The 23,644-nt window shown below is 39.7% G+C and carries 21 protein-coding genes; 4 read left to right on the top strand and 17 right to left on the bottom strand.

The genetic code is table 11. The features are described 5' to 3' along the window. Window positions 1-13 precede the first annotated feature (13 nt). The 13 genes from G7074_RS22610 to G7074_RS22550 all read right to left on the bottom strand — a co-directional run bounded on the left by G7074_RS22610 (window position 14) and on the right by G7074_RS22550 (window position 14,105). Complete coding sequence (locus G7074_RS22610) at window positions 14-1,105, bottom strand: glycosyltransferase (protein ID WP_166211493.1); 1,092 nt, start codon at window positions 1,103-1,105, stop codon at window positions 14-16. A 6-nt stretch (window positions 1,106-1,111) separates the two neighbouring features. Further along, a complete protein-coding gene (locus tag G7074_RS22605; RefSeq protein WP_124560281.1) occupies window positions 1,112-1,714 on the bottom strand; it encodes a sugar transferase in 603 nt (200 codons plus the stop codon). Then, window positions 1,711-2,985 (bottom strand): DegT/DnrJ/EryC1/StrS aminotransferase family protein, encoded by a 1,275-nt coding sequence (locus G7074_RS22600; RefSeq protein ID WP_124560282.1) that lies wholly within the window; start codon window positions 2,983-2,985, stop codon window positions 1,711-1,713. The genes G7074_RS22605 and G7074_RS22600 overlap by 4 nt, the downstream gene beginning before the upstream one ends. 58 nt (window positions 2,986-3,043) lie before the next feature. Continuing rightward, entirely contained in the window at window positions 3,044-3,463 is a 420-nt protein-coding gene (locus tag G7074_RS22595) for a hypothetical protein (RefSeq protein ID WP_166211490.1), read from the bottom strand. Then, window positions 3,463-4,260 (bottom strand): hypothetical protein, encoded by a 798-nt coding sequence (locus G7074_RS22590; RefSeq protein WP_166211488.1) that lies wholly within the window; start codon window positions 4,258-4,260, stop codon window positions 3,463-3,465. Before G7074_RS22590 ends, G7074_RS22595 begins: the two co-directional genes overlap by 1 nt. Continuing rightward, window positions 4,257-5,336 (bottom strand): glycosyltransferase family 4 protein, encoded by a 1,080-nt coding sequence (locus G7074_RS22585; protein ID WP_166211485.1) that lies wholly within the window; start codon window positions 5,334-5,336, stop codon window positions 4,257-4,259. Before G7074_RS22585 ends, G7074_RS22590 begins: the two co-directional genes overlap by 4 nt. A gap of 20 nt (window positions 5,337-5,356) precedes the next feature. Then, window positions 5,357-6,241 (bottom strand): glycosyltransferase, encoded by an 885-nt coding sequence (locus G7074_RS22580; RefSeq protein WP_124560285.1) that lies wholly within the window; start codon window positions 6,239-6,241, stop codon window positions 5,357-5,359. After that, on the bottom strand, window positions 6,241-7,398 hold the full coding sequence (locus G7074_RS22575; protein ID WP_166211483.1) for a DegT/DnrJ/EryC1/StrS aminotransferase family protein: 1,158 nt from the start codon (window positions 7,396-7,398) through the stop codon (window positions 6,241-6,243). Before G7074_RS22575 ends, G7074_RS22580 begins: the two co-directional genes overlap by 1 nt. After that, window positions 7,395-8,837, bottom strand: a complete 1,443-nt coding sequence (locus G7074_RS22570; RefSeq protein WP_124560287.1) for a lipopolysaccharide biosynthesis protein — start codon at window positions 8,835-8,837, stop codon at window positions 7,395-7,397. Before G7074_RS22570 ends, G7074_RS22575 begins: the two co-directional genes overlap by 4 nt. 5 nt (window positions 8,838-8,842) lie before the next feature. Next, complete coding sequence (locus G7074_RS22565; RefSeq protein ID WP_166211480.1) at window positions 8,843-10,141, bottom strand: nucleotide sugar dehydrogenase; 1,299 nt, start codon at window positions 10,139-10,141, stop codon at window positions 8,843-8,845. Further along, the gene (locus G7074_RS22560) at window positions 10,134-10,682 is read right to left on the bottom strand and encodes a UpxY family transcription antiterminator (RefSeq protein ID WP_124560289.1); all 549 of its coding nucleotides are present in this window, start codon (window positions 10,680-10,682) and stop codon (window positions 10,134-10,136) included. The genes G7074_RS22565 and G7074_RS22560 overlap by 8 nt, the downstream gene beginning before the upstream one ends. 350 nt (window positions 10,683-11,032) lie before the next feature. Next, window positions 11,033-13,324 carry a polysaccharide biosynthesis tyrosine autokinase gene (locus G7074_RS22555; RefSeq protein ID WP_124560290.1) on the bottom strand — a complete coding sequence of 764 codons (2,292 nt, stop codon included), beginning with the start codon at window positions 13,322-13,324 and terminating at the stop codon, window positions 11,033-11,035. A 22-nt stretch (window positions 13,325-13,346) separates the two neighbouring features. Next, window positions 13,347-14,105, bottom strand: coding sequence for a polysaccharide biosynthesis/export family protein (locus G7074_RS22550; RefSeq protein WP_166211477.1), 759 nt, complete (start codon window positions 14,103-14,105; stop codon window positions 13,347-13,349). A 722-nt stretch (window positions 14,106-14,827) separates the two neighbouring features. Here G7074_RS22550 and G7074_RS22545 point away from each other — a divergent pair. Then, window positions 14,828-15,505, top strand: coding sequence for an acetyltransferase (locus G7074_RS22545; RefSeq protein ID WP_124560292.1), 678 nt, complete (start codon window positions 14,828-14,830; stop codon window positions 15,503-15,505). Between the two features lie 77 nt (window positions 15,506-15,582). Here the strand turns inward: G7074_RS22545 and G7074_RS22540 are convergent, their stop codons facing one another. Both G7074_RS22540 and G7074_RS22535 read right to left on the bottom strand, forming a co-directional pair. Continuing rightward, window positions 15,583-15,972: a response regulator transcription factor gene (locus G7074_RS22540; RefSeq protein WP_124560293.1), complete on the bottom strand. Its 390-nt coding sequence runs from the start codon at window positions 15,970-15,972 to the stop codon at window positions 15,583-15,585. Window positions 15,973-16,016: 44 nt separating this feature from the next. After that, entirely contained in the window at window positions 16,017-16,781 is a 765-nt protein-coding gene (locus tag G7074_RS22535; protein WP_124560294.1) for a DeoR/GlpR family DNA-binding transcription regulator, read from the bottom strand. Between the two features lie 194 nt (window positions 16,782-16,975). On the opposite strand from G7074_RS22535, the gene G7074_RS22530 reads away from it, so the two are divergent. From G7074_RS22530 to G7074_RS22520, 3 genes are read left to right on the top strand one after another with little or no spacing between them, the layout of a single operon-like run. Then, the gene (locus tag G7074_RS22530) at window positions 16,976-18,580 is read left to right on the top strand and encodes a glycerol-3-phosphate dehydrogenase/oxidase (RefSeq protein ID WP_370526560.1); all 1,605 of its coding nucleotides are present in this window, start codon (window positions 16,976-16,978) and stop codon (window positions 18,578-18,580) included. A 14-nt stretch (window positions 18,581-18,594) separates the two neighbouring features. Next, complete coding sequence (gene glpK / locus G7074_RS22525) at window positions 18,595-20,085, top strand: glycerol kinase GlpK (protein ID WP_124560296.1); 1,491 nt, start codon at window positions 18,595-18,597, stop codon at window positions 20,083-20,085. Window positions 20,086-20,115: 30 nt separating this feature from the next. Then, a complete protein-coding gene (locus G7074_RS22520; protein ID WP_124560297.1) occupies window positions 20,116-20,853 on the top strand; it encodes an MIP/aquaporin family protein in 738 nt (245 codons plus the stop codon). Between the two features lie 99 nt (window positions 20,854-20,952). Here the strand turns inward: G7074_RS22520 and G7074_RS22515 are convergent, their stop codons facing one another. Both G7074_RS22515 and G7074_RS22510 read right to left on the bottom strand, forming a co-directional pair. Further along, window positions 20,953-22,236, bottom strand: coding sequence for a pitrilysin family protein (locus tag G7074_RS22515; RefSeq protein WP_124560298.1), 1,284 nt, complete (start codon window positions 22,234-22,236; stop codon window positions 20,953-20,955). Between the two features lie 9 nt (window positions 22,237-22,245). Further along, window positions 22,246-23,616 carry a pitrilysin family protein gene (locus G7074_RS22510; RefSeq protein ID WP_240916384.1) on the bottom strand — a complete coding sequence of 457 codons (1,371 nt, stop codon included), beginning with the start codon at window positions 23,614-23,616 and terminating at the stop codon, window positions 22,246-22,248. Between the last annotated feature and the right edge of the window lie 28 nt (window positions 23,617-23,644).

Raw genomic sequence — 23,644 nt, 5'->3', positions numbered from 1 at the left:
AGTTGTTAACTGATTAATTCTTCGTACTCGGCGCTAATTTTATCGAGCGCACATTTTTGATATACATTTTGCCTGATGGCTTCGGGTTCCAGTTATCGGTTGTACAGGCCCGGATAATTTTCTGACGGAAGTCTTCTAAGTCACCTTGTGCAATTACATAACCGTTAAAACCATCGATAATTAAACCAGGTATGCCACTTACTTTGAAGGTAACCACAGGTAAGCCTACAGTAAGCGCTTCTAGTACCACATTCGGAAAACCCTCGGTATGTGAGCTAAGCACCATTAAATCGTGCTGAACCATTACTTCGTGGATATTTTTAATTTCGCCGAGTATTTTAAGCCTGTGGTCAAGCTGCATATCGCTAATCTGTTGGGCAATTTTATCTCTAAGTACGCCTGTGCCTACAAAATCGAGGTGGTAATTATCGGGCAAACCAGCCATAATCTCCACCAGCCGGTCTAAACCTTTTTCTAAAGCGAAACGGGCTACAACCAATAATTTGTAAATTTTTACCGGTGTTTTGGCTCCTTTAAGTTTGTTGGATTGCAGTACTGGGTTGGCAATTACTTTGATTAAATTCTGATCGACATTGTAGGTGTCGATCAGCGATTGTTTCATCTCGTCAGACTGGCAAACAATTTGTTTATAGCCTTTGTAGCTTGCACTTGCAAAAAGTTCGTAAAATTTAGATTTAAAACCTTCAAATAAACGTTGTTCGTGCGGGATGTTTGAAGCCCGCGCAATCAGCATCGGAATATTTAAGAACCTGCCTACCAGCGAAACCAGGATGTTGATGTGATCGGTGGTAGAGAAAACGGCATAGGGTTCTTCGCGTTTTAATACTGCATATAAGGCAAAGAAAGATCGTGAGGCTTTTTTGGTTTTAAGATCAATAAACCTCACACCATCCAGATCCATCGAAAAGCAGTTTACTGTAGAATCAAGTATAACAATGGTGATCTCGAATTTATCTTTGTTAAAGCCCTGGGCAAGGTTCCAGAAAACCCTTTCAGATCCTCCGGAAGTTAAGGAGCTCAGTACAAAAAAAACTTTTTTCCTGACTTTAACTTCTTCATTAATGGTTTGTTGGAGCGCCGACATATCTTTTTAGTTAATTACAATTCTGTTTAACGTTAACCAGATAATCTTAAAATCGGTGAAAATATCATGCTGCCTGATGTAGCGCATATTCTGCTTTATTTTAGCTGGGATGATCCGTTCGATATAATAATTCTCAGGATCTTCGGCATGTTGTAAAAGCTCGTTTTCATTACAAAACTCAACTGAGGCCCAATCGGTAATACCTGGTTTGATAGATAATACGTACCGTTGTTCTTCACTGTACATATTTACATATTTTCTTACTTCAGGTCGTGGTCCAACAAAGCTCATCTGCCCTTTTAAAACATTTAACAGCTGAGGTAATTCATCAAGCTTGTATTTTCTTAGCCAATAGCCGATTTTGGTTATACGGTTATCGTGGTTACCGATGGTGAGCAAGCTGTTGTTGCTCTGTACCACCTTCATGGTTCTAAATTTGATCAGGTGAAAATCTTTCATGTTTCGCCCCACCCTGATTTGTTTAAAAATAACAGGCCCTTTCGAATCGAGTTTGATCACGATAGCGATCAATATTAAAAGCGGGCTAAATAGAATTAGGCACAAGGTTGCAAATACAACATCGAATACTCTTTTTTTATCTGTTTTCATGATGCTACGGCCATTTGTTTAAGTTCAACCACGTTAGTTTCGATTACTTTGATATTTCTGTTTAACTGAATCTGAACGCAACTAATTACCGAAGGGATAATAAAATCAATTTCAGACTGTGTTAACTGGGGATAAATGGGGAGTGAAATTTCGCAGGCATAATTTTGGTAAGCCATTGGATAGTCTTCAATTTTATAACCCATATTTTTAAAGAGTGTAAGCATGGGCATGGGTATAAAATGAACGTTTGTAGCTATTCCAAGCGCCGCCAGATCGTCGATAATCTGATCTCTTTGTTCTTCGCTTAAACCTTTAACCCTTAAGGGAAAAAGATGGTAGCAAGATTCTCTTTGTGTGCTTACCAGCGGTGGGCTGATAAACCAATCCTGATCCTGAAAGCCTTCAAAATATTTTTTGGCAATGGCTTTACGTTGCGGTAACAAATCATTATCATATTTTCTGAGCTGCGCCAGGCCAATGGCTGCACAGATATCAGGCATGTTTATTTTGAGTCCCTGAAAAAGGATATCGTAACGCCAGCCGGCACCTCTTGATTTCGATAATGCATCTTTGTTTTGCCCGTTAAGTGTATACATTTTTAAATAAGCATATTCTGCTTCATGATCGAACTGAGTTGGAAGGTTAAGGCAAATGGCACCACCTTCGGCCGTAGTAATATTTTTTACTGCATGGAACGAGAATATGGTTACATCGCAGTTTTGAGCTGCTGGTTTGTTTAGGTAGGTGCTGCCAATTGAATGTGCCGCATCAGAAATCAACAATATCCTGTTTAACAGTGATTGTTTATCAGAAGCGCACCTGAATTTTTTCTGAATGCGGGGATCGCTAATTACTGCTTTCAGTGCTGCGTAATCGCAAGGCCAGCCTGCAATATCAACCGCAATAATGGCTTTGGTTCTGGAAGTTATTGCTGCCCTTACTTTTTCCGGATCGATATTAAAATCTTCCAGTACATCGACCATAACCGGTGTTGCGCCGCAATGTAAAACTGCCAGTGCAGTAGCGCTGTAAGTGTAAGCCGGCACAATCACTTCGTCGCCTGCTTTAACGCCAAACCATTTTAACATCAAAATGGCTCCCGATGTCCAGGAATTTACACAAATCACCTCATCTGTACCTGTAATTACCTTTACTTCCTGCTCAAGGGCTTTAACCTTTGGCCCTGTGGTAATCCATTTGTTGTTAAGGGTGTCTAATACCTGATCAACCACTGATTGATCGATAAACGGTGGAGAAAATGGAATATTCATAATCATAAATTTAATTGTGTGCTAAAAAGGTCCGCCGGGATGCAGGATGCCTAAACCGTTAATTGTATTGAACCAAAATGGGGTCTTCCATTTTGATTTTGGAGAGCTGTAAAATGGCAAAGTATAGAAACAAGGTGGGCCCACTCGTAGCCAGAAGCCACTCGTTATGGAAAAATGAGTTAATGGATATGGCTACAAAGGAGCAGCATAAACAAACGAGCAGTGCGTTTTTCTTATCCTTGACATGCAGAAAAGCATAAAAAATTACCTTCCCGACTTTATGGTACAATAAAATGAGTAAAATAAAGCCGAGCAATGGGCCCAGGTAAGTGATAAACATCAAATAGGCATTGTGTGAGGTAATTACAACAGGGCCTTTTTTATACACAAAGTTATGCTGTACTACATCGTTCCAGGTTTTACCGTAAAAAAGCAAACCAAAAGGATAGTCGGCAATGATCTGTATATTTTCGCCCATCAAATCGCCCCGTTCTTCTTTCCCCTCGCGTTTTCGGCACTCTTGTTTAATATGTTCTGTTGTTTTTTATCGCCCGAAAACTGTTCGAGCGAGCTTTGCGCAATAAAGAACATGCCTGCCAGCAAACCGAATAGTAAAACCGACTTGAATTTGTAATAGCTTAAGAAAAACAAACCTACCACTACTGCAAAGGCAACCATAACCGATCGTTGCATACCAAAGAAAATGAGGCACATAGACAAGCCGAATAACAGCAGGTTAAGCAGCCAGCTTCTTTTAAAGAGTACCGCGTTTACCACCATAAAAGGTGTTAATGCAGCCATCTGGTAGCCAAAGGTAAAAATGGTGGTCGATATACCTGCTGGCGCCTGTAGTACATCTTCCTGTACCAAAAGTGATCTGATTGGCGCCATATTGTATTCGTGATCTATAAACATGATCAGCCCTGAGAGCAATAAAACACCGAAGAAAAAGCCAACGGCAATATTCATGCGCTGTATATTGGTACCTATAACGTAGTTAAACAGTAAAGCAAAGCAACCAGCTACTATCAACAGGGCAAAAAAGCTTGTAATATCGGCCTGCCCAATCAGATAAAAAAACATCGCGGCTATAAAAAATACCAGCAGTTCTTTACCGTATGAGAAGCGGGTGATTTCTGTCCGGTAGAAATAAATAAGCGGAGCCAGAAAAACCACAGGTGCAGGGATCCTGAAAATCCCTGTCATAAAGATGTTGAATGTTGTTGCATAAACATAGCCAAACAACAAAAAGAGAAACATTATTTTTTTGGTCATGACAGTATTAATTCTTCCCAATTGGCCGAGATTCTTTCAATAGAATTGGTTTCGTTAATGAGCCTCGCTTTATCAGAAAATTGTTTTTTTAGATCCCTGTTATTTAATAGTTTATCTATTGCCATTGAAAGTGCTGATACATCAAGTTGTTCTACCAGAAAACCATTTACGCCATCGTTAATAATTTCTGAGGGACCAAATTCACAATTCACTGCTACACAGGCACAACCCATGCCCATAGCCTCTACCAACGCATTGGGGTAACCTTCATTTCGGGATGAGAGTACAAAAACGCTAGCTTGTGCGTAGTAATCCTGCGGATTAGATTTAAAACCAATCAACTTTACTTTACCGGTGAGGTTTAAATTTGCTATCTGGACTTCTAAAGCTGAGCGTTCAGGTCCTTCGCCTGATATGAGGAGATCGACATCCAATGATTGTAAACGACTATAGGCATCAATCAACAAATCAAAACCTTTTTCGTGGCTTAACCTCCCTACTGATAAGATAAAAGGTTTATTGTTAACCGATCCAGGGTTTGGTTTTACAAATTGATGGATTGGATTGTATATCGTTTTAAAATTATGCAGCTTTTCAAATTGCTTAATCCGCTTAAATCCATTAAACATGCCAAAGGCCGGCAGTACAATCGCTTTTGATTTTCTATAAATATGAAATATAAACCATTGTAATAATTTATTGTACTGATTTAAAGTGGCATCTGGTGTTGTTCTTTCAGAAACCAGATATGGTAAACCTAAAATCATGCAGCATAAACCTGCCCAGATGTTAGCCGATGTCATAAAACAGATGGTACAGTTTGGCTTTTCCTTTTTTAATAAAACAAGTAGTCTGTAAAAAGTTAAGAAGCCATACCGAATTCTGTTTAAGCTATTGTGGCTGTCTTCTCTTTCGAGCAGGCTCACAATTTTAACTTGTTCATTGATGTGGTATTTAACCTGAGCTTTATTGAGGCAAATGATTGTAACACTGCAATCTTTGCTGCTAAAGTGATTGGCCAGATTGCTAATTACCCTTTCAGCTCCACCCCTTCTAAGCTGTTTATTACGAAGCATAATTTAGTAGCCATTTCGAATTAATTTACTATCGTTTTAATGGTCTGGAAAGCGTTTCCAAATGTTTTATGTTTCACTTCGAAGAGGAAGTATTTTTTTAAGTAGAAATGCAAAAGCTTAATTTTCTGCAAACCTGTGTAGGTAAAAATTTTAATGAGAATATTAAAATCGCTTAATTGCATTTTCTTTAACGGAACATAAGACACCGGACTCCATATACCTCCTGGATGGCGTCTGTAACAGCTCATTACTTCTGGAAGTACATAAAGTTTTTTACCGGTTACCCAGGTACAGTAAAGTTTTAAAAACTTATCGCATGCATGGCATTTTAAAAACCATTCGTTCCTATACAGGTCTTTAATCGGTTCGATGTTACGGTAAACAATAGTGGCCGTACAGGTTTCTACTTGTTTATTAATGATCAAATCGCTAAAGCTATACTTTAAAGGAACCGGGTTAAAGTTCATGTAAAACACCTCAGTATCATCAAAATTTATTTCGCGGGTGTAGTGACAGCACATTACGTATTCAGGATTGTTTTCTAAAAAATCAACCTGTTTCTGTAGTTTGTACGGGTCGGTCCAATAATCGTCGCCATCACAGGTGGCTACGTATTTTCCTTTGGTTTCGAGCGCTACACGGATCACGTTTTGTGTGGCTCCGATGTTTTTAGGTGCTTTTAAGCGATTAATTCTGCCCGGATACCTGGCCACGTAATCATCAATGATTTCAGCAGTGCCATCTGTAGAGCAATCGTCGCCTATTATAATTTCAGTTTTGAAATTGCATTGCTGCATCAGGAAACCATCAAGTGCTTTGGCTATAAATTTACTGTGGTTATAGGTGATGCAAAAAATGCTCACCATGATTTCGTTGTGGTTCGGTTCCATAATAAATGATGACATTAACGTCCATTTACCGCAATCGCCTGGCTTCCATTTACAAGGTGACCGTAGTCTGCCAGTTTAACAACTTGTTTTTTGCGGTAATTTTGAGTTCTTAAAATAATTCTAACTACCAGATCCTGGTCGGCGCTGGTTAAAGTGTGGTATAGTGGCAGGCACATGATGCGACGGGCAATTGAATCACAGATAGGCATGTTTACCTTATCGATATATGGTAAGGCCGATAGTGATGGATAAAAGTACCTCCTGCAATACACCTGAACCAGTTCCAGCTGTTTCATGCAATCGAGCATAATTTCTTCCGACCTGAAAATTACCGGAAAGTATGCATAGTTAAAATCTGTATCTGGTTGTACTACCTGAAACTGGGCATCAATTTTATTCAAACGCATGGTATAGTGCTCAGACAACTCTTTGCGTTTACTCAATATCTGGTCGATGTAATTGAGGTTGCATAAGCCCATTGCGGCATGAAATTCAGAGTTTTTGGCATTGGTCCCCAATTCGGAGAAAGTATCTACCCCGCTGTAACCAAAGTTGCGCATCAGCGCCATCCTTTTTAAAATATCGGGGTTTTGTGTAAATACAGCACCGCCTTCAATGGTGTGGAAGAGCTTGGTAGCATGAAAACTGGTGGTGCTTACATCGCCATAGGCAAAAATCGATTTGCCTTTGTATTTTGTGCCAAAACAATGTGCTGCATCGTAAACAACCTTTAAGTTGTGTTTTTTTGCTATGCGGTCTATGGCGTCAATATCGCAGGGATTACCAAATACATGTGTAGCTAAAATCGCTGTTGTATTGGGTGTTATTGCGGCTTCAATTTTATTTGGATCGATGTTAAGCGTTTCCTCATCTATATCTACAAATACCGGTGTACATCCCTGCCAAACAATACTACTGGTGGTAGCTACGAAAGAAAAAGGTGTGGTAATTACCTCGCCTTTAATTTCGAGGGCCTGTATGGCCAGCTGCAGGGCTATTGTACCGTTGGTAACGTAAAGTAAATGCGGGAGCGCCAAATACTGTTGTAACTTTATTTCCAGTTCGTTTACCAATGGTCCGTTATTGGTGAGCCACTGTCTGGCCCAAATGCTACTTACATAGCTTTTAAAATCTGCCTGCTTAGGCAAAAAGGGTTTGGTTACAGGTATCATTGTTTAAGGATTAGTTGTTTAAAATCAGTTAAGGCAGCCAACCGGATGGTATTACTGATGCCCAGGTAAAAGCCTGCGTAAATAATGCTCAGGCCTAGAATCCGGAGAAAATTATTAATGTGATAATGAGACATACACCAGTTATCTAAGCCGTAACAGGCTAAACCTAAAAGACTTGATAACATTAAAATAGGTGCTATATCGTGAAGTTGCTCTTTAAGTGGATAATTGATTAAACGGCCACTGTAAATAGAATTAATGTAGTAGGCAAAAACTGTAAAAAACAACTGAAAATATAACAGCCCCATAATGCCGAATGGAATTACACAGATAATCCCAATAACACTCAGTGTTTTTTTTGCGACTTCAAGTTTTAAAAACTGTCCGCTTTGGCCCTTAACCTTTAATATATTTAAGTTGTAGGCATGTAAAGGATACAAAACCCCCGCAATGCATAAAATCTGGAAATAAGGTACAGATGGCAACCATTTATCGGTTAAAAGCAGCGAAATTAATGGTTGTGCAATCAATGCCAGAAAAATTAATATCGGCGCATTCCAGAACAAAACCTGCTGCATTAACCTTTTGTATACCATTTTAAGCTTTACATCATCGTTGCTGATGTTGGAAAACATGGGATAGGTAACTTTATTAATTGCGGTAGAAATAATGCCGATGGGTAACTGGCTCAAACTATCTGCCCGTGCATAAAAACCTAGTTGGGTTGCGGCATAAAAACGGCCAATAATTACCGTATATAAATTCTGATAGATGGTATCGAGCAGCCCCGAAAGCGTCATTTTATAACCAAAATGAAAGTGCTTCCTGAAACTCTTTTTACTGAACAGCAAGCGTGGCCTCCAATCTGAATAAAACCAGTGCAAAATGGTTGATACCGTTGCGCTTAATAAGCTCATCCATACTAAACTCCAGGTACCATAACCATTTTTAGCCAAGAAAATGCCCAAACAGCCACCCAGGATTACGGAAGGAATCTGGATAATTGTTTGGAGCTTAAACTTCATTTCCTTGGTTAAGAGCGTACTTTGGATGCTGAAGAAAGCATTAATTAAAAAGGTTAAACCATAAATCCTCACAATATTGGTGAGCTGTGGCTGCCTGTAAAAATCTGATATAAATGGAGCCGCAATGAAGAACACCCCATAAACTACAAGGCTCCCCAACAGGTTAAAAAAAAATATAGTCGAGTAATCTTTTTGGCCAGCTGTTCGTGTACGGATGAGTGACGAAGTTAAGCCACTATCCATTAACGAGTTGCCAACGGCAATAAATATGGAGAGCATGGCGATTAAGCCAAATTCGGCCGGACTTAATAAGCGGGCCAGAATAATGGTAATGAACAGGTTTATGAATTTAACACTAAACTGCTGCCCAATCGACCATATAATGCCCGATCGTGCTTTATATGTTAAACTCATGGCTTTTACAAACGAACCGTTTCCATTGATTGTGGTAAAACTGATTTGATATCGTACACTACACAGGTTGGTTTACGCAATTCGGCAATATTCAATTTATCGAATTCCTGGTGCGCTACGGCCAGCACTATCCCATCGTAACGCCTGATTTTTGAAGAACCGTTTTCGCAAATAACTCCGTAATTATGGTTCGCCTGATCGGCATTTGCCCAGGGATCGTGAATGGTTACATTTACTTTGTATTCTTCTAAACGCCTAACAATATCAATTACCTTGGTATTGCGTACATCCGGGCAGTTTTCTTTAAAGGTAAAGCCCAGTACAAGCACCTCAGCCCCCACAATGTGGATGTTTTTGGCGATCATTTTTTTAATAATCTGATCGGCTACATATTTGCCCATGCCATCGTTTACCCGTCGGCCAGCCAAAATAATTTCGGGATGATAGCCGGCTTCCTGCGCTTTTTGAGCTAAATAGTAAGGATCTACGCCGATACAATGTCCACCTACAAGGCCAGGCTTAAAGTTTAAAAAGTTCCATTTGGTACCTGCGGCTGCCAATACTTCCGACGTATCGATACCGATCTGGTTAAATATCATGGCCAGCTCGTTTACAAAAGCAATATTGATATCGCGCTGGGCATTTTCGATTACTTTCGCAGCTTCGGCTACCTTAATAGAAGAAGCCTTGTAAGTACCGGCATTAATTACCGAACGATATAAAGCATCAATTTTTTCGGCCGCCTCTGGTGTAGAACCTGAGGTAATTTTTAAAATATTGGCTACTGTATGTTGTTTATCGCCGGGGTTAATGCGCTCTGGTGAGTAACCTGCAAAAAAGTCTTTGTTAAACACCAAACCCGATCCTTTTTCTAAAATCGGTACGCATTCATCTTCTGTAACACCAGGGTAAACAGTCGATTCGTACACCACGATATCGCCTTTCTTTAAAACTTTTGCAACTACTGCGCTGGCTTTAAGCAAGGGGCTTAAATCGGGCCTGTTATTTTTATCAACCGGTGTGGGTACAGTAACGATATAAACCGAAGAACTACGCAATTTTTCGAGCTCATTGGTGCAATACAAACCTTGTAAGGTGGTACATTCGAAAGTGAGCACTTCATTTAGCGCTTCTTCGCTTACTTCCAGCGTATTGTCGTAGCCGGCTTTCAGTTCTGCAATCCGGCTTTGATTAATATCGAAACCGAATACTTTGTATTTTTTTGCAAATTCTACTGCCAGTGGTAAACCAACGTATCCTAAGCCGATTACCGACATTTTTAATTGATCTTCAGAATTATACATAATGTTGTTGTGGGTTAACAGTTAAGGTAAGGTTGCTTATTGGTACTCGGGTTACTACGGCACAATCTAAATGATCAAAAGACATGAGTACATGTTTGCCCTGAATCTGGATCACCTCTCCTTCCTGGTTGTGGAAAAGACCGTTGCTGATTCTTACGCGATCGCCTTTTGATACGCCGCTCAAACTCACTACATCTACATCATTATAGGCATCCATAATGTGTTTCAGGCGCTCTATTTCGCTATCTCTTACGATTGCAGGTTTGCCCATGTAATTGATGAAGTTGAGTACACCTTGTATGTATCTAACTTTAAATCCATCTCTTTCATCTATTTTCACAAAAACGTATCCGGTAAAAAGAGGCAGGCTAACAATTTTCTTTCTGTCGGCCCATTGGTTTTCTACATTTCTAACTGGGCAGAACGATTCAAATCCTTGTTCCTGAAGGAGCTTATCCACTTTTTTTTCCCAACGTGGTCGGGTGTAGATTACGAACCATTTTTTTGCAAATGAGGCTCGGTAGTTAATTTTAGATTCCATATGATTTGATAGAGATTATGATTTAATTTTTAGCCCCTTTGGTACAGCTTCGCTATATCACTTACATGGTGTAAGTAATAATGCTTTTTTTAAGGTTGAACTGTTTTAGCAGGCCGGATACAGCTTCGCTATATCACTTACATGACTATTTTTTGTTATTCAAAACCGTAATGCTTTAAAAGGCAAATGGGCAATCTAATGTGAGTAGTTTACAGCTGCCTGAACTTTTAACCGGGCTTAGTTAGGGCACGTGGTTCAATAAGCTGGTAAACAGAATTAAATCGTTTGGGGACGTTTATTTGGTATTGGGTACTAGGTATTCTTGATATTCAGGGTAAAATAAGGCTGTTTTAGTTTGCCATGGCATAACCATAACCCCCGTAACTGTATTTCTGGTTTTTCTCACGTTTGGCGTCGTTAAAAACAACCATCGGATTTTTAAGCTTGTTATTCTCGCAAATATCTTTCAATATGGCCAGCTGGTATTTATTGGTATAGTTGTATCTTACTAAGTAAATGCTTACATCTGCGTACTCGGCCAGGCTAAAGGCGTCGGCAACCTGTCCAACAGGCGATGTATCGATGATGATATAATCAAACCTATCTTTTAGCTCGTCAAAGAGCGCATCCATTTTAGGGCTCATCATTACTTCGGCTGGATTTTCGGGCGATTTGCCACAACCAATTACCGAAATATGCTCCGATATCTTGGTAGGTTTGATAATGTCTTCTAAAAATACGGCATCATCAATCAGGTAATCGGTTAAACCAACGGTTTGCTTTAAGCCTACTTTATTCAACAAGTCAGGTTTTCTTAAATCAAATTCGAGCACCACTACTTTTTTATCTAACATACCTAAAGTTGTGGCCAGGTTTACGCTGAAGAAAGTTTTACCTTCTCCTTTCATACTCGATGTTACCAGCATCACTTTGTTATCGCCATTGCCAGCCATCAAACCTAAATTCATTCTGATATACCTGAACAACTCGGATATGGTAGAACGGTTGTCTTTTTGAAAAACAATGGTGCTTTTATCGAGGTTATGCGAAAGCTCACCAAGCATTCTTGCTCCGGTTAATTCAATTGTACTTGCATCCTGTACTTTGTTATTGAAGAATCCTTTGATGTAAATGGCACCTGCTGGTACAAGGAAGCCAAGGATAAAGCTACACAAATATAAAAGTGGTTGTTTCGGACTTTCTGGTGTTGTATTATAAGCCGGCTTATCTACTACCTGCGAGGTAGGGACGGTGGCTGAGAGCGATAAAGCCGTTTCCTCCCTTTTTTGTAACAGATATTTATATAGTCCCGATTTTACACTTTGCTCACGGCTTCTTTCCAGTAAACCGCGTTCTATAGTAGGCACAGATTTGATTTTACTATCATACTGCGAGTAATTGGCCCTTAAATTATTGCGTTCAATTACAAATCCTTGTTTAATGCTGCTTAAATTTTCTAGTATATTGGTTTTTAATGTAGCCAACTGCTCATTGAGGTTTAAAACCAATGGATTTTCAGCGTTTGCAGTGCGTAACATCCTGTTACGCTCTAACTGTAAATCGTTAAATTTAGAGATCAGTGAATTTAAAATTGGGTCTTTAAGGCCCATGGCGCTTGGTGCGAGATCATACTGGCTTTGTTTACCTCTGAAATAACTTTCAATTGAAGATAGTATTCTTAGTTGCACTGATGAGTTTTCCAGTAACTGGTTATATTCTCCGGTACGGGCAGCATTCATCTGCGCATCCATATTAATATCGGTAACACGGTTTTGTTGCTTGTAGTTTTCTACATCTTCTTCAGTGCCTGATAAATCGCTAACCAGGTATTTGAGTCTGTTATCGATAAAACGGATGGTATTACGGGCAATGGTATTTTTATTGTTAACGTTATTGATGTTGTAAGTCTCAATCAAATCATTTAAAATATCAATTCCCCTTTGTGGTACCACATCGTTTAAGCTAATGGTAATGGTGTTTGCATCTTTCACAACCGGTACTATTTTTAACGAAACCAAACTGTAGGCTTCTGTCATTTTGTAAAGGTTTTTAAACTGGATTTTGATTTTGCCAAATTCTCTTTGAAATGCCGGACCTTTCTCTACTTTAACAACATAATTTTTATTGTGCAGGGTATCTCCATACTTTACAATGTTGGTATTCAGGCTATCCTGAATGATGTATGAAATATCATCAAGATATGAAATGTTGATTTTACGGGCATAAGCACCATTTTTTAAGCTAATAGCTGTAACCACCAGCGGAGATGTTTTACCATAAAGTTCTTTTTCCCTAAAACCTTCTTTTTTAAAATAAGCAGTTTCCAGGTTCAGTTTTTTCAACACTTTAAAAATCAGGTCTCTCGATCTCAGGATCTCGATTTCGTTATCAACCGTTTTAACAGTTTGAAACATATTAAGGTCGCTGAATGCAGTACTGTTCGACATGGCTGCACCGTTTTTGTCATCAGAGATTAGCAATGTGCTGGTTACCTTGTATTTTGGTGGTGTAATGTATAAGAAACCATATACAGCACCCATACAAATGGCAATACTCAGTAGAAAATAGGGCCAGTTTCTGGCAAAACTTATCATAGTTTCTGCAAAATCTTTTGCGCCACCATTTATGATTTGTTTAGACATGTTCTTGTTATTTTAAGAGACGTTATTGTTTTAAAACAGCTGTTATTAATACTGCCACTGCCGATATAGAAGCGATTACGAGTGGCATCACGCGGGTATTTGTACTGTACTCGCTGGCTTTCGATTTATCGGGCTCTACATATACGATATCATTCTGTTTAAGGAAAAAGAAGGGAGAATTCATTACATCCTGATTGTTCAGGTTAAGTCTTTTCATTACGCGTTGTCCGTTTTGCTCTCTAATTACCAGCACATTATCGCGCTTGCCGTACACGGTCATATCACCTGCTAAGCCCAAAGCTTGTAAAAGGTTAATGTTATCACCTTGTACCGTAAAATTCGACGGGCGGTTTACTTCTCCAATTACAGTTACCTTAAAGTTAACCAGCTGTATATCAACCACCGGCTTTTTAACATATTTATCCAGTTCTCTGGAGATGGTTGTCTGTGCCTGTTCAATGGTCAACCCTTCTAATCTTACATTTCCAACTACAGGTAGGTTAATCATCCCGTCTTTGCTAACCCTGTAACCCTCTACTTTATAATTGTTCTCAGCGCTCGGTACTTTTGTATTTACAGCAAACAATACATTCGATTCCTGGTTTAAGCTATTAATGCTTACACTTAACAAATCGTTCTGTTGTATTTTTACTTCCTGAGCTGGTAATTTTTCCTCGCTTGTTTGTTTAGCCAGGTTACTAAAATATACTAAGTCTCTTCTTGGAGCGCAGCCTGTAGCAAGGCAAGTATATATGGCGATAAATAATATTACTTTCTTCATAGCTTAAGTAATGTTTGAGTTTGTGGTTCGATTTATTGAGAACTAAGCTATGCAATAATGCCCCAATGTTTTATAGGCTAAACGGGGTTGTATTTAAATTGTATAATTAATAAACAGCGTACACAGTATTCCAGTAACTGCACCCATAAATTATACATGATTTGTGAATTTTTTGGCGCAAAAGATGTAAAAAAACAAACGTTTGTTTTCGTTAAAAACGGGCTATTTTAAAGAAAAATTTGAAGGCAAAAAACTAAAAAACGTCAGAAAATGATTTAACATTTAAAAAAGCTGTTTAATACTACAATAAACTCCCCGAATTTTTGCTTTTTTAGTGGTGCCACTTAAAATTTACTGCTGACTGTTTCCATATTATAAAATTCAGACCAGTGGCGGGTACAATTTCAACCCTTACCATTCTGATTTTGTGGCATTTTCGCATTGATGTATAACCTACTATACAGCTATTTATCCAGGCCCTGAAAAATACTTTTATTGTTATAAACCTGGTTTAATTTAGCTGGTTCCCTTTTGAAAGCTTGTAAAACGATTAACAATCGGCTGCAGGCGCCTCCAGCCTGCAAAATATGGGTACAAAAACAACCAGATTGCGCAAATGTGAAAACTGTAAACAGCGGTATGCAATAAGTGTACAGTGTGGGTTTAAACAAACAATTAAGGCTATTTAATGTATAAATTAGTGATTCACCAAAAACTAAATTATGAAAGTTATTATCTATGGAACAGGGAAAATGGCCGAATTTATAGGTTATTCGTTTATGAACGATAGCCCGTATAATGTTGTGGCATTTTGTGTCGATGATGCTTATGTACCGCCGGCTGGAAGTACATTATTGGGCTTACCTATTCTGAGCTTTGCTCAGGTAACAAAAGATTTCCCTCCGGATGCAAATAAAATGCATATTGCCATAGGTAGAAACAGCGCCAGAGAAAGCATTTATAATAAGGTAAACGAAGCTGGTTATCATTTTGCCAATTACATTTCATCTAAAGCCAATATATGGCCCGATTTAGTAATGGGGCACAATATTTTTATTGATCAATGCTGCGATATACAACCATTTGTAGCGATTGGAAATAACTGTATGCTTATTGGATCGAGAATAGGCCACCATTGCACCCTCGAAAACAATGTATTGCTTTCGGGCAATATTCTGGCAGGCAATGTAACTGTGGGCCATAACTCATTCCTGGGGATAAATTCTGCCGTGAAAGAAGATGTTATTATTGGTACACACAATATCATTGGCGCAGGCGTTTTCATTAACAAAAACACCGAAGATTATGCCATTATCACAAATGCCTCCGCAACCCAGCGCATTGGCGATTCTAAGCGTTTTGTAATGTTTACCAAAACGCCGGATGCAAAACCAGCATAATTAAAAAAGAAAAAGGTCAGGTTTACAAACCTGACCTTTTTCTTTTAAATGCTATAAGCAGCCGTAGCCAGTTGATGTTATATTTTTACGCTATTATCGGCACTTTTTTGTAGTTGTGCATTAATTCGTTTCAGCACATCATCAATATCAAAAGGTTTACTGATATAATCATCGGCAAAAGCATCAATGGCTTTCTGTTCACTGTTGTTTTGTGCCGACATTACAATAATCGGGATATGTTTGGTGAAAATATCTGTTTTTAAATCTTCGCATATTTCAGCACCGTTACCATCAGGCAGCATCACATCAAGCAGGAAAAGATCGGGCATTGCATCCTGGATATTCTTTTTTAACTCGGCAAATGATGATGAAAGCTGTAATTCAAATCCTTCATCGCTTAACAGAATTTCGATAACGTTTCTGATCTCCTGATCATCCTCTAAAATGTGTATTCTTTTTTTTCCCATGTTCAAATTATAATGTTTTGGTTTAACCGTTAGCATGGTTTTCGCTATACGATCGTAACAGTAACACCTAAACTCTCCAAATGTTTTACAATTTGATCAGAAATTCCTTTATCAGTTATAATGTGATCAATTTCTTCTAAACCGCATATTTTCCCAAAGCCTCTTTTACCAAATTTGGTCGAATCGGCCAATACAATAGTCCTTTGCGAAGCACCAATCATTTTTCGGTTTAAATGGGCTTCCATAGCGTTTGTAGTGGTTAAACCAAAATCAAGGTCTATCCCATCAACCCCTAAAAACAGTTTATTAAAATAGAAGTCCTGCAAAACCTGTTCAGCATAGGCTCCCATTACCGACGATGAGCTTTTTCTGAGCAAACCGCCTAACTGTATCACTTCTATACTAGGTTCGCGCATTAGCTCAAGTGCTACATTCAATGCCGAAGTAACCACTGTTAAATTTGTAGCAGGCGCAATATTTTTAGCAAAATAAAGTACTGTTGTACCCGAGGCGATTACAATCGAATCGTTATCGTTTAACATGCCGGCGGCGGCGATACCTATTTTATTCTTTTCGGTTGATTGCAGTTTCTCTTTCTCATTAACCGGCCGGTCAACCGTGTATGGATTATTTACAGTTGCCCCACCATGTGTTCTGAAAAGCAGGCTTTTATCTTCCAGTAGTTTTAAGTCCTTTCTTATTGTTACAGACGAGACTTTCAGTTCCTTACACAAATCAACCACATTAATGTATTGGTCACGTTGCAGGCGACTTAAAATAAACTGATGTCTCTCAGCCAAATTCATCATAACATATTTAATTAGGAAGCTGCAAAATAGCAATAAAAACAGGTTTTAGCATATTTTGTAGAAATATTTAATAAATTTTTAATACGCTTATTATATTATTTCGATTACGATTCCTTATAATTGCGTATTGTTTCGTTTTATTATTTTCACAAACACAACGAAAGCAAATTAAACATGAGGTTCGTAATTAACGGATGAGACCAATGAAGAGATTACACCAACATATACTTGCCGAAAACATCAATTGGGATCTGATTATTATTGGTGGAGGGGCTACCGGTTTAGGCACGGCCTTAGATGCTGCCAGCCGCGGACTTAAGACCTTACTGGTAGAACAATCAGATTTTGCAAAAGGAACATCCAGCCGAAGTACTAAACTGGTTCATGGTGGCGTACGCTATTTAGCACAGGGCGATATTGCCCTGGTAAGGCACGCTTTGAAAGAACGTGGCCTTTTGCAGCAAAATGCCAAACATCTGGTAGATAAAGAAGCCTTCCTCATCCCCTGCTACAATTGGTTTTCAGTAATTAAATACCTGGCCGGTTTAACATTGTACGATTGGCTTTCGGGTAAATACAGTTTCGGAAAATCGAAATATTTCAGCAGAAAAGAGACTTTGAGCATAATGCCAGGCATCAAAGAAAAGAGCTTAAAAGGAAGCATCAGATATTACGACGGAAAATTTGATGATGCCCGTTTAGCCATCAATATTGCTCAAACCGCTATAGAAAATGGAGCTGTTTTACTAAACTACACCAAAGTTACTGCCTTAATAAAAAGTGATGGCAACGTAGTTACCGGTATTGAAACCGAAGATGTACTCACTGGAGAAAAAGCCAAACACCATGGTAAAGTTGTAATTAATGCCACAGGTGTTTTTGTTGATGATATTTTACAAATGAATAACCCCAATGCAAAAAAACTGGTGCGTCCGAGTCAGGGGGTTCACATTGTTCTGGATAAAAGCTTTTTAAACAGCGAATCTGCATTGATGATCCCGAAAACATCAGATGGAAGGGTATTGTTTGCCGTTCCGTGGCATGAACATTTGCTTGTGGGCACAACCGATACTCCTTTAGATGAACATAGCCTCGAACCAAGAGCTTTAAAAGAAGAAGTAGATTTTATTATGGCTACCGCAACCAGTTACTTTAAGCGTAAGCCACTGGAAACAGATATCCTCAGCGTTTTTTCTGGTTTAAGACCGCTTGCAGCACCTACGAACAACAGCGGCAACAACACTAAAGAAATTAGCCGCGACCACAAATTAATGGTTTCAGCAAAAGGCTTAATTACCATTACCGGTGGAAAATGGACTACTTACCGCCGTATGGCCGAAGAAACCGTAGATCTCGCCATTTCACATGCTGGCCTCGAAGCGAAAGCATGTATAACGGAGAATTTAAAAATCCATGGTACTACCAATATAAAAGGAGATCATCATCTGGATATTTTTGGTTCAGATCGTGATAGAATAGAGGCATTGATACAGGAAAACCCTAATCTGGCTGAGAAACTGCACAAAGATTTTCCTTACACCTGTGCCGAAGTAGTATGGTCGGCAAGGAACGAAATGGCCGAAACTGTAGAAGATATTTTAAGCAGGAGATTACGCATTTTGTTTATTGATGCGCAGGCAGCGAAAGATATGGCTCCTAAAGTGGCCTCGCTCCTCGCACAAGAATTATCAGCTGATCAGGATTGGGGAACAAATCAGATTGAAACTTTTAATACCTTAGCAAACGGCTATATTTATCATCCAATACAAATAAATACCGGAACGGCTTTAGCCCACTAACCAAATTCTTAATTATGAGCAAGTACATCCTGTCTCTCGATCAGGGAACCACAAGTTCGAGAGCAATTATTTTTGATCACAATGGCGACATTATAGCCATTGCACAGCGCGAATTTACCCAAATTTATCCCAAGGCAGGCTGGGTAGAGCACGATCCGATGGAAATATGGTCTACACAACTAGCTGTTGTAACCGAGGTTATTGTTAAAGCCGGTTTAACCGTGAGTGATATCGACTCGATTGGGATTACAAATCAGCGTGAGACAACAGTGGTTTGGGATAAAGAGACCGGTATGCCTGTACATAATGCTATTGTATGGCAAGACCGGCGCACTTCTGCTTATTGTGATGAAATCAAGGCTCAGGGCCTTTCGGGGAGGATACAGGGAAAAACCGGACTGATTATAGATGCTTATTTTTCGGCCACCAAAGTAAGGTGGATCCTCGAAAATGTAGCAGGCGCCAGAGAAAAAGCCGAAGCAGGCAAGCTTGCTTTCGGAACCATTGACAGCTGGCTGATCTGGAAATTAACCGCAGGCGAAAAACACGTTACCGATGTAACGAACGCCTCGCGTACCATGATTTACAACATTCACACCTTAAGCTGGGATGATGAATTGCTAGAACTATTTGGTATTCCTAAACAGATGTTGCCAACCGTTAAATCATCGAGCGAGGTATATGGCGAAACAGCAGGAAAGATTTTGGCGGCTAAAATACCTATTGCAGGTATTGCCGGCGATCAGCAATCGGCTTTATTTGGCCAGATGTGTACCGAAGTGGGGATGGTAAAAAACACGTACGGCACCGGCTGTTTTATGTTGATGAATATTGGAACAACACCTAAAATTTCGGAAAATAATTTACTAACTACCATTGCCTGGCAGATTAACGGCGAGGTGCAATACGCTTTAGAGGGCAGTATTTTTATCGGCGGCGCAGTAGTACAATGGCTTCGCGACGAAATGGGTTTAATTTCCAAATCGGCTGATGTAGAAACTTTAGCTAAAAAAGTAAAAGATACCGATGGTGTGTACGTAGTGCCGGCCTTTGCTGGCTTAGGGGCACCACACTGGGATCAACATGCACGCGGAACCATTACTGGCTTAACCCGCGGCACCAATAAATCGCATATTGCGCGCGCTGCACTTGAAAGCATTGCCTACCAAACCATGGATGTTTTAAAAGCAATGGAAGCCGATGCTGGTGTAAACATTGCCGAACTCCGTGTAGATGGTGGCGCTACGGCCAATAACCTTTTAATGCAGTTCCAGGCCGACTTGTTGAATTGTAAAGTGATCAGACCAAAAGTAACCGAGGTTACAGCCATTGGCGCAGCTTATCTGGCCGGTTTAGCTACCGGTTTCTGGGAAAATATCGACCAAATCAGATCGCAGTGGAAAATAGATACCACTTTTGTAGCTGAGGAAGGTGTAGACAATACTGCCAGAATAAAAGGCTGGAACAGGGCTGTAAAAGCAGCCAGGGTAAACGCAGAAGATTAAAAATAAGATATTCGCTTAAGAATTTAACGTATGAACATATATCTCGCAGAATTTATTGGCACCGCACTCATGATCCTTTTGGGTAATGGCGTGGTAGCCAATGTTGTACTTAAAGGTACAAAAGGAAACAATGGTGGCTGGATTTCCATTACCACCGCCTGGGCGCTCGCCGTATTTGTTGGCGTAGTAGTAGCCGGACCATACAGTGGCGCACACTTAAACCCGATCGTTACTTTGGGCTTAGCCATTGGCAAAGGTTTTAGCTGGTCTTTAGTACCTTTTTATATCCTATCACAACTGGCTGGCGCAATGACAGGTTCATTTCTGGTATGGGTAATGTACAAAGACCATTTCGATGCTACCGAAGATCAAGGGTTAAAAGCTGCTCCTTTTGCCACTGCTCCGGCTATCAGAAATAATGCTTCCAATCTGGTTTCAGAAATTATCGGCACGTTTGTGCTAATATTTGTGATTTTCTACTTCACAGATGCCAGTATGGGCACTAAAGAAAACACTACGCCAATTGGCTTAGGTTCGCTTGGTGCTATACCCGTTGCATTTTTGGTTTGGGTAATCGGTTTGGCTTTAGGTGGTACCACAGGGTATGCCATTAACCCGGCCAGGGATTTAGGCCCAAGGATTATCCATGCATTGATTCCAATGAAAGGTAAAGGCAGCAGCGGTTGGGATTACGCCTGGGTGCCGATAGTTGGTCCTATAGTTGGCTCAACTTTAGCGGCAGTGGTTTATCTGCTCATGCACAAGTAAGCCAATCGTCATCTCGACCGAAGCAAAGCGTAGTGGAGAGATCTTTAATCAGATTTCTCCACTACACACTAAAAGACGATCCTCTTCAAAATAAGCTCATTATTGAAATGCAGCCTTCCCTACCTGTTCATCGCCCAGATAAACCCAAATTGCACCTTTCAGGTATTTTGTAAAAGAATCTTTCATATCAGCTAAGGTTACTTTGTTAAAGTTGGGCACCATATCTTCTACCAGCGTGTAACTTCCCAGTACTTCAGCCTCTCCCAAATCTTCTACAATAGAGCTTGCACTTTCCTGATGCCTGTAATAACCATCGCGATGGTCTTTTTTCAAAGCATCGAGGTAGCGCTGACTGTATTTTCCCTCTTTAATGTTGTTATATACTGTTACCATAGCCTGAAAAGCTTTCTTCGGTTGTGTAGTGCTTACAAACATAGAACTATACGGAATCTGCTGTGTCTTAATGGTAGCACCCGGCGCGTATGATAAACCTAAACGTGTCCTCAACTCATAATTCATACTTCCGCTTAATGCATTAATAATCAATACAAAGGCATGATAGTCGGGACTGTTCATGGTGGGTGCATTCATAATGCAACTCATGTAATTGGTGGCAATATCCCTTTGTTCAACTACCAAACGTTCTCCGGTTAGCATTTTACGATCGTAAACCGGAGGAGTGTAAGGTTTCCCTTTAAGCTCCTTAAAAGATGCCTGTATTTTTTGTTCCAAAGCTTCTTTGGTAATCTTACCTGCAACAACGAGGAACATTTTATTTTTGTTTAACAACTCGTTATGGTAGTAGTTACTTACCATTTCGGCGGTAAATCCACCTACTGTTTTACTGCTGCCCAATGGGTTAATACTATATGGCGAATCTTTAAACATGCTCTCCATGCTCATTTGTTCAACTCTGGTTTCGGGATCAGACTGGCTGTGGTAAATAGCCGAGATCATCCGTTCTTTAGTAGTCTGAAATTCAGTTTTATCAAAAGCAGGATTCACCACAGCATCCGAAAACAGCTTCCATCCCTGATCGAGATATTTGGAAATACAGTTCATACTAATGGTTCCATAATCTGTTGTAGAAGAACCTGAAATAGCGATTCCGTATTCATCTGCCAGCTCCTGATAATCGACTACACTATAATTTTTGGTGCCGCAAGTAGCCGCTGATGCTAAAGCCAGGTTTTCTATTCCTGCTTGTTCGGCAGTATAATTCATTACACCACCCTTAAAAAACATGCTAATGCTAACCGTTTCTTTTTCAGTTGGTTTTAAAATTACTTTCAAGCCATTAACATCAAATGAAATGGCTTTAGTTTGGGCGTGGCTATATTGGAATAATGCCACAAAGGCAATAAAAAATATAATTCTTTTCATGAGATCAGCTTAATTTGTCGATTTAAAAAATGTTTCGGGTTTTACCGTTTTCACACTCGCATTGTCCATCATTAAACCAGCACAGTAAGGCTTATCTTTAATGTATTTATGTACATAATCCAGTAAATCCTTTCTGGTTACCTTGTTTACCTCTTCTTCGTAATGGGTATAATAATCTATTGAAGCCGATGCCCACCAGAAGGAAAGTAAATGCGCGTAATCAGAGGTTACTTCTCTCCTTTCAACTTGTTCGATTGATAATAATCTTTTAGCCCGCTCGATCTGCAAATCAGACAAATAATCTTCATTGGCCCAAAGCGAAATCTGCTTTAACACTTCATCATAACATTCTTTCACCTTGGCCGGATTTGGGCTCACCATTAAACTGATAGGGCCGGTATATTTCTGCGTATAGTAATTTACATCCGCTTCCTGAGCCAGTCCCGAGTTAATTAAAGCCTGTTTCATTTTCGAACCGTTCTGGTTAACAATAAACGAAAACACATCTGCAGCATAAGTTGCCGGGATATCGTTACGCGTATCGGGGCCATGCCAGCTAAACAACATATATGGCACAGGGCTTTTATTCGATTCTACCAGATAATAATCGTTTTTAGTAAGCGGTTGAAATTCGGGAATAGGCCATTTCACAAAAGGATCTACTTTCGAGGGTTTCCAGCCACTAAAAATATAATCAACATAGCTAAAGGCATCATCAACTTTTACATCGCCGGCAATAACCAGCACCGAATTGTTAGGCCAGTAATATTTGTTTTTAATCGAATCCATTTTTGAAGGAGTGGCCGATAAAATTACCTCATGACTGCCGATTACGTTTTTCCGCGAATAATTTGTACCCCACATGTGGCGCGAGTTGGCTTCCATTAAAGCAAAAATCGGACTCGATTCGTGACGGGTGAACTCGGCATTTACGACTTCATTTTCGAGTGCCATATCTTCCTTTATAAACTTCGGATAACGGATAGAAGAATTCATCAGGCTTAAGCCAGCCTTTAAATTCGCAGCCGGAAGCGTAAAAAAGTAATTCACTACTTCTTCTCTGGTAGTAGCGTTTGAGTTGATATCCAAATCGTTCATCCTGCCATTAAGGCTTTCAAAATCAGGATAATCTTTGTTCGCCTTAAAGAACAGGTGCTCATATAAATGGCTCAGTCCGTTAAACTCGTCGGTTTCGGTAAACGAACCATTTCTACAAGCCATTTCGATGGTAACCAGTGGTACAGTACGGTCTACAACAACCAATACCTCCAGGCCATTAGGCAGCTTTTTGAAGTGCATATTTTCAGCAAGCTTCTTTTGGGCAAAAGCAGAACCCAAACACATAATACATGCGATAACGCAAAATAATCGTGAGAGCATAATTTCAAGTAATTTTTAAGGCAAATAA

It is taken from the genome of Pedobacter sp. HDW13, from assembly GCF_011303555.1.
Classification (GTDB): domain Bacteria; phylum Bacteroidota; class Bacteroidia; order Sphingobacteriales; family Sphingobacteriaceae; genus Pedobacter.
The sequence above is the reverse complement of the archived record's forward strand: the minus strand, read 5'-3'. Positions and strand labels throughout refer to the sequence as shown.

Excerpts from the sequence above, each read along its gene's own strand:
- G7074_RS22610 (WP_166211493.1), bottom strand. The coding sequence starts at position 1,105 with ATGTCGGCGCTCCAACAAACCATTAATGAAGAAGTTAAAGTCAGGAAA.
- G7074_RS22605 (WP_124560281.1), bottom strand. The coding sequence starts at position 1,714 with ATGAAAACAGATAAAAAAAGAGTATTCGATGTTGTATTTGCAACCTTG.
- G7074_RS22600 (WP_124560282.1), bottom strand. The coding sequence starts at position 2,985 with ATGAATATTCCATTTTCTCCACCGTTTATCGATCAATCAGTGGTTGAT.
- G7074_RS22595 (WP_166211490.1), bottom strand. The coding sequence starts at position 3,463 with ATGGGCGAAAATATACAGATCATTGCCGACTATCCTTTTGGTTTGCTT.
- G7074_RS22590 (WP_166211488.1), bottom strand. The coding sequence starts at position 4,260 with ATGACCAAAAAAATAATGTTTCTCTTTTTGTTGTTTGGCTATGTTTAT.
- G7074_RS22585 (WP_166211485.1), bottom strand. The coding sequence starts at position 5,336 with ATGCTTCGTAATAAACAGCTTAGAAGGGGTGGAGCTGAAAGGGTAATT.
- G7074_RS22580 (WP_124560285.1), bottom strand. The coding sequence starts at position 6,241 with ATGTCATCATTTATTATGGAACCGAACCACAACGAAATCATGGTGAGC.
- G7074_RS22575 (WP_166211483.1), bottom strand. The coding sequence starts at position 7,398 with ATGATACCTGTAACCAAACCCTTTTTGCCTAAGCAGGCAGATTTTAAA.
- G7074_RS22570 (WP_124560287.1), bottom strand. The coding sequence starts at position 8,837 with ATGAGTTTAACATATAAAGCACGATCGGGCATTATATGGTCGATTGGG.
- G7074_RS22565 (WP_166211480.1), bottom strand. The coding sequence starts at position 10,141 with ATGTATAATTCTGAAGATCAATTAAAAATGTCGGTAATCGGCTTAGGA.
- G7074_RS22560 (WP_124560289.1), bottom strand. The coding sequence starts at position 10,682 with ATGGAATCTAAAATTAACTACCGAGCCTCATTTGCAAAAAAATGGTTC.
- G7074_RS22555 (WP_124560290.1), bottom strand. The coding sequence starts at position 13,324 with ATGTCTAAACAAATCATAAATGGTGGCGCAAAAGATTTTGCAGAAACT.
- G7074_RS22550 (WP_166211477.1), bottom strand. The coding sequence starts at position 14,105 with ATGAAGAAAGTAATATTATTTATCGCCATATATACTTGCCTTGCTACA.
- G7074_RS22545 (WP_124560292.1), top strand. The coding sequence starts at position 14,828 with ATGAAAGTTATTATCTATGGAACAGGGAAAATGGCCGAATTTATAGGT.
- G7074_RS22540 (WP_124560293.1), bottom strand. The coding sequence starts at position 15,972 with ATGGGAAAAAAAAGAATACACATTTTAGAGGATGATCAGGAGATCAGA.
- G7074_RS22535 (WP_124560294.1), bottom strand. The coding sequence starts at position 16,781 with ATGATGAATTTGGCTGAGAGACATCAGTTTATTTTAAGTCGCCTGCAA.
- G7074_RS22530 (WP_370526560.1), top strand. The coding sequence starts at position 16,976 with ATGAGACCAATGAAGAGATTACACCAACATATACTTGCCGAAAACATC.
- glpK (WP_124560296.1), top strand. The coding sequence starts at position 18,595 with ATGAGCAAGTACATCCTGTCTCTCGATCAGGGAACCACAAGTTCGAGA.
- G7074_RS22520 (WP_124560297.1), top strand. The coding sequence starts at position 20,116 with ATGAACATATATCTCGCAGAATTTATTGGCACCGCACTCATGATCCTT.
- G7074_RS22515 (WP_124560298.1), bottom strand. The coding sequence starts at position 22,236 with ATGAAAAGAATTATATTTTTTATTGCCTTTGTGGCATTATTCCAATAT.
- G7074_RS22510 (WP_240916384.1), bottom strand. The coding sequence starts at position 23,616 with ATGCTCTCACGATTATTTTGCGTTATCGCATGTATTATGTGTTTGGGT.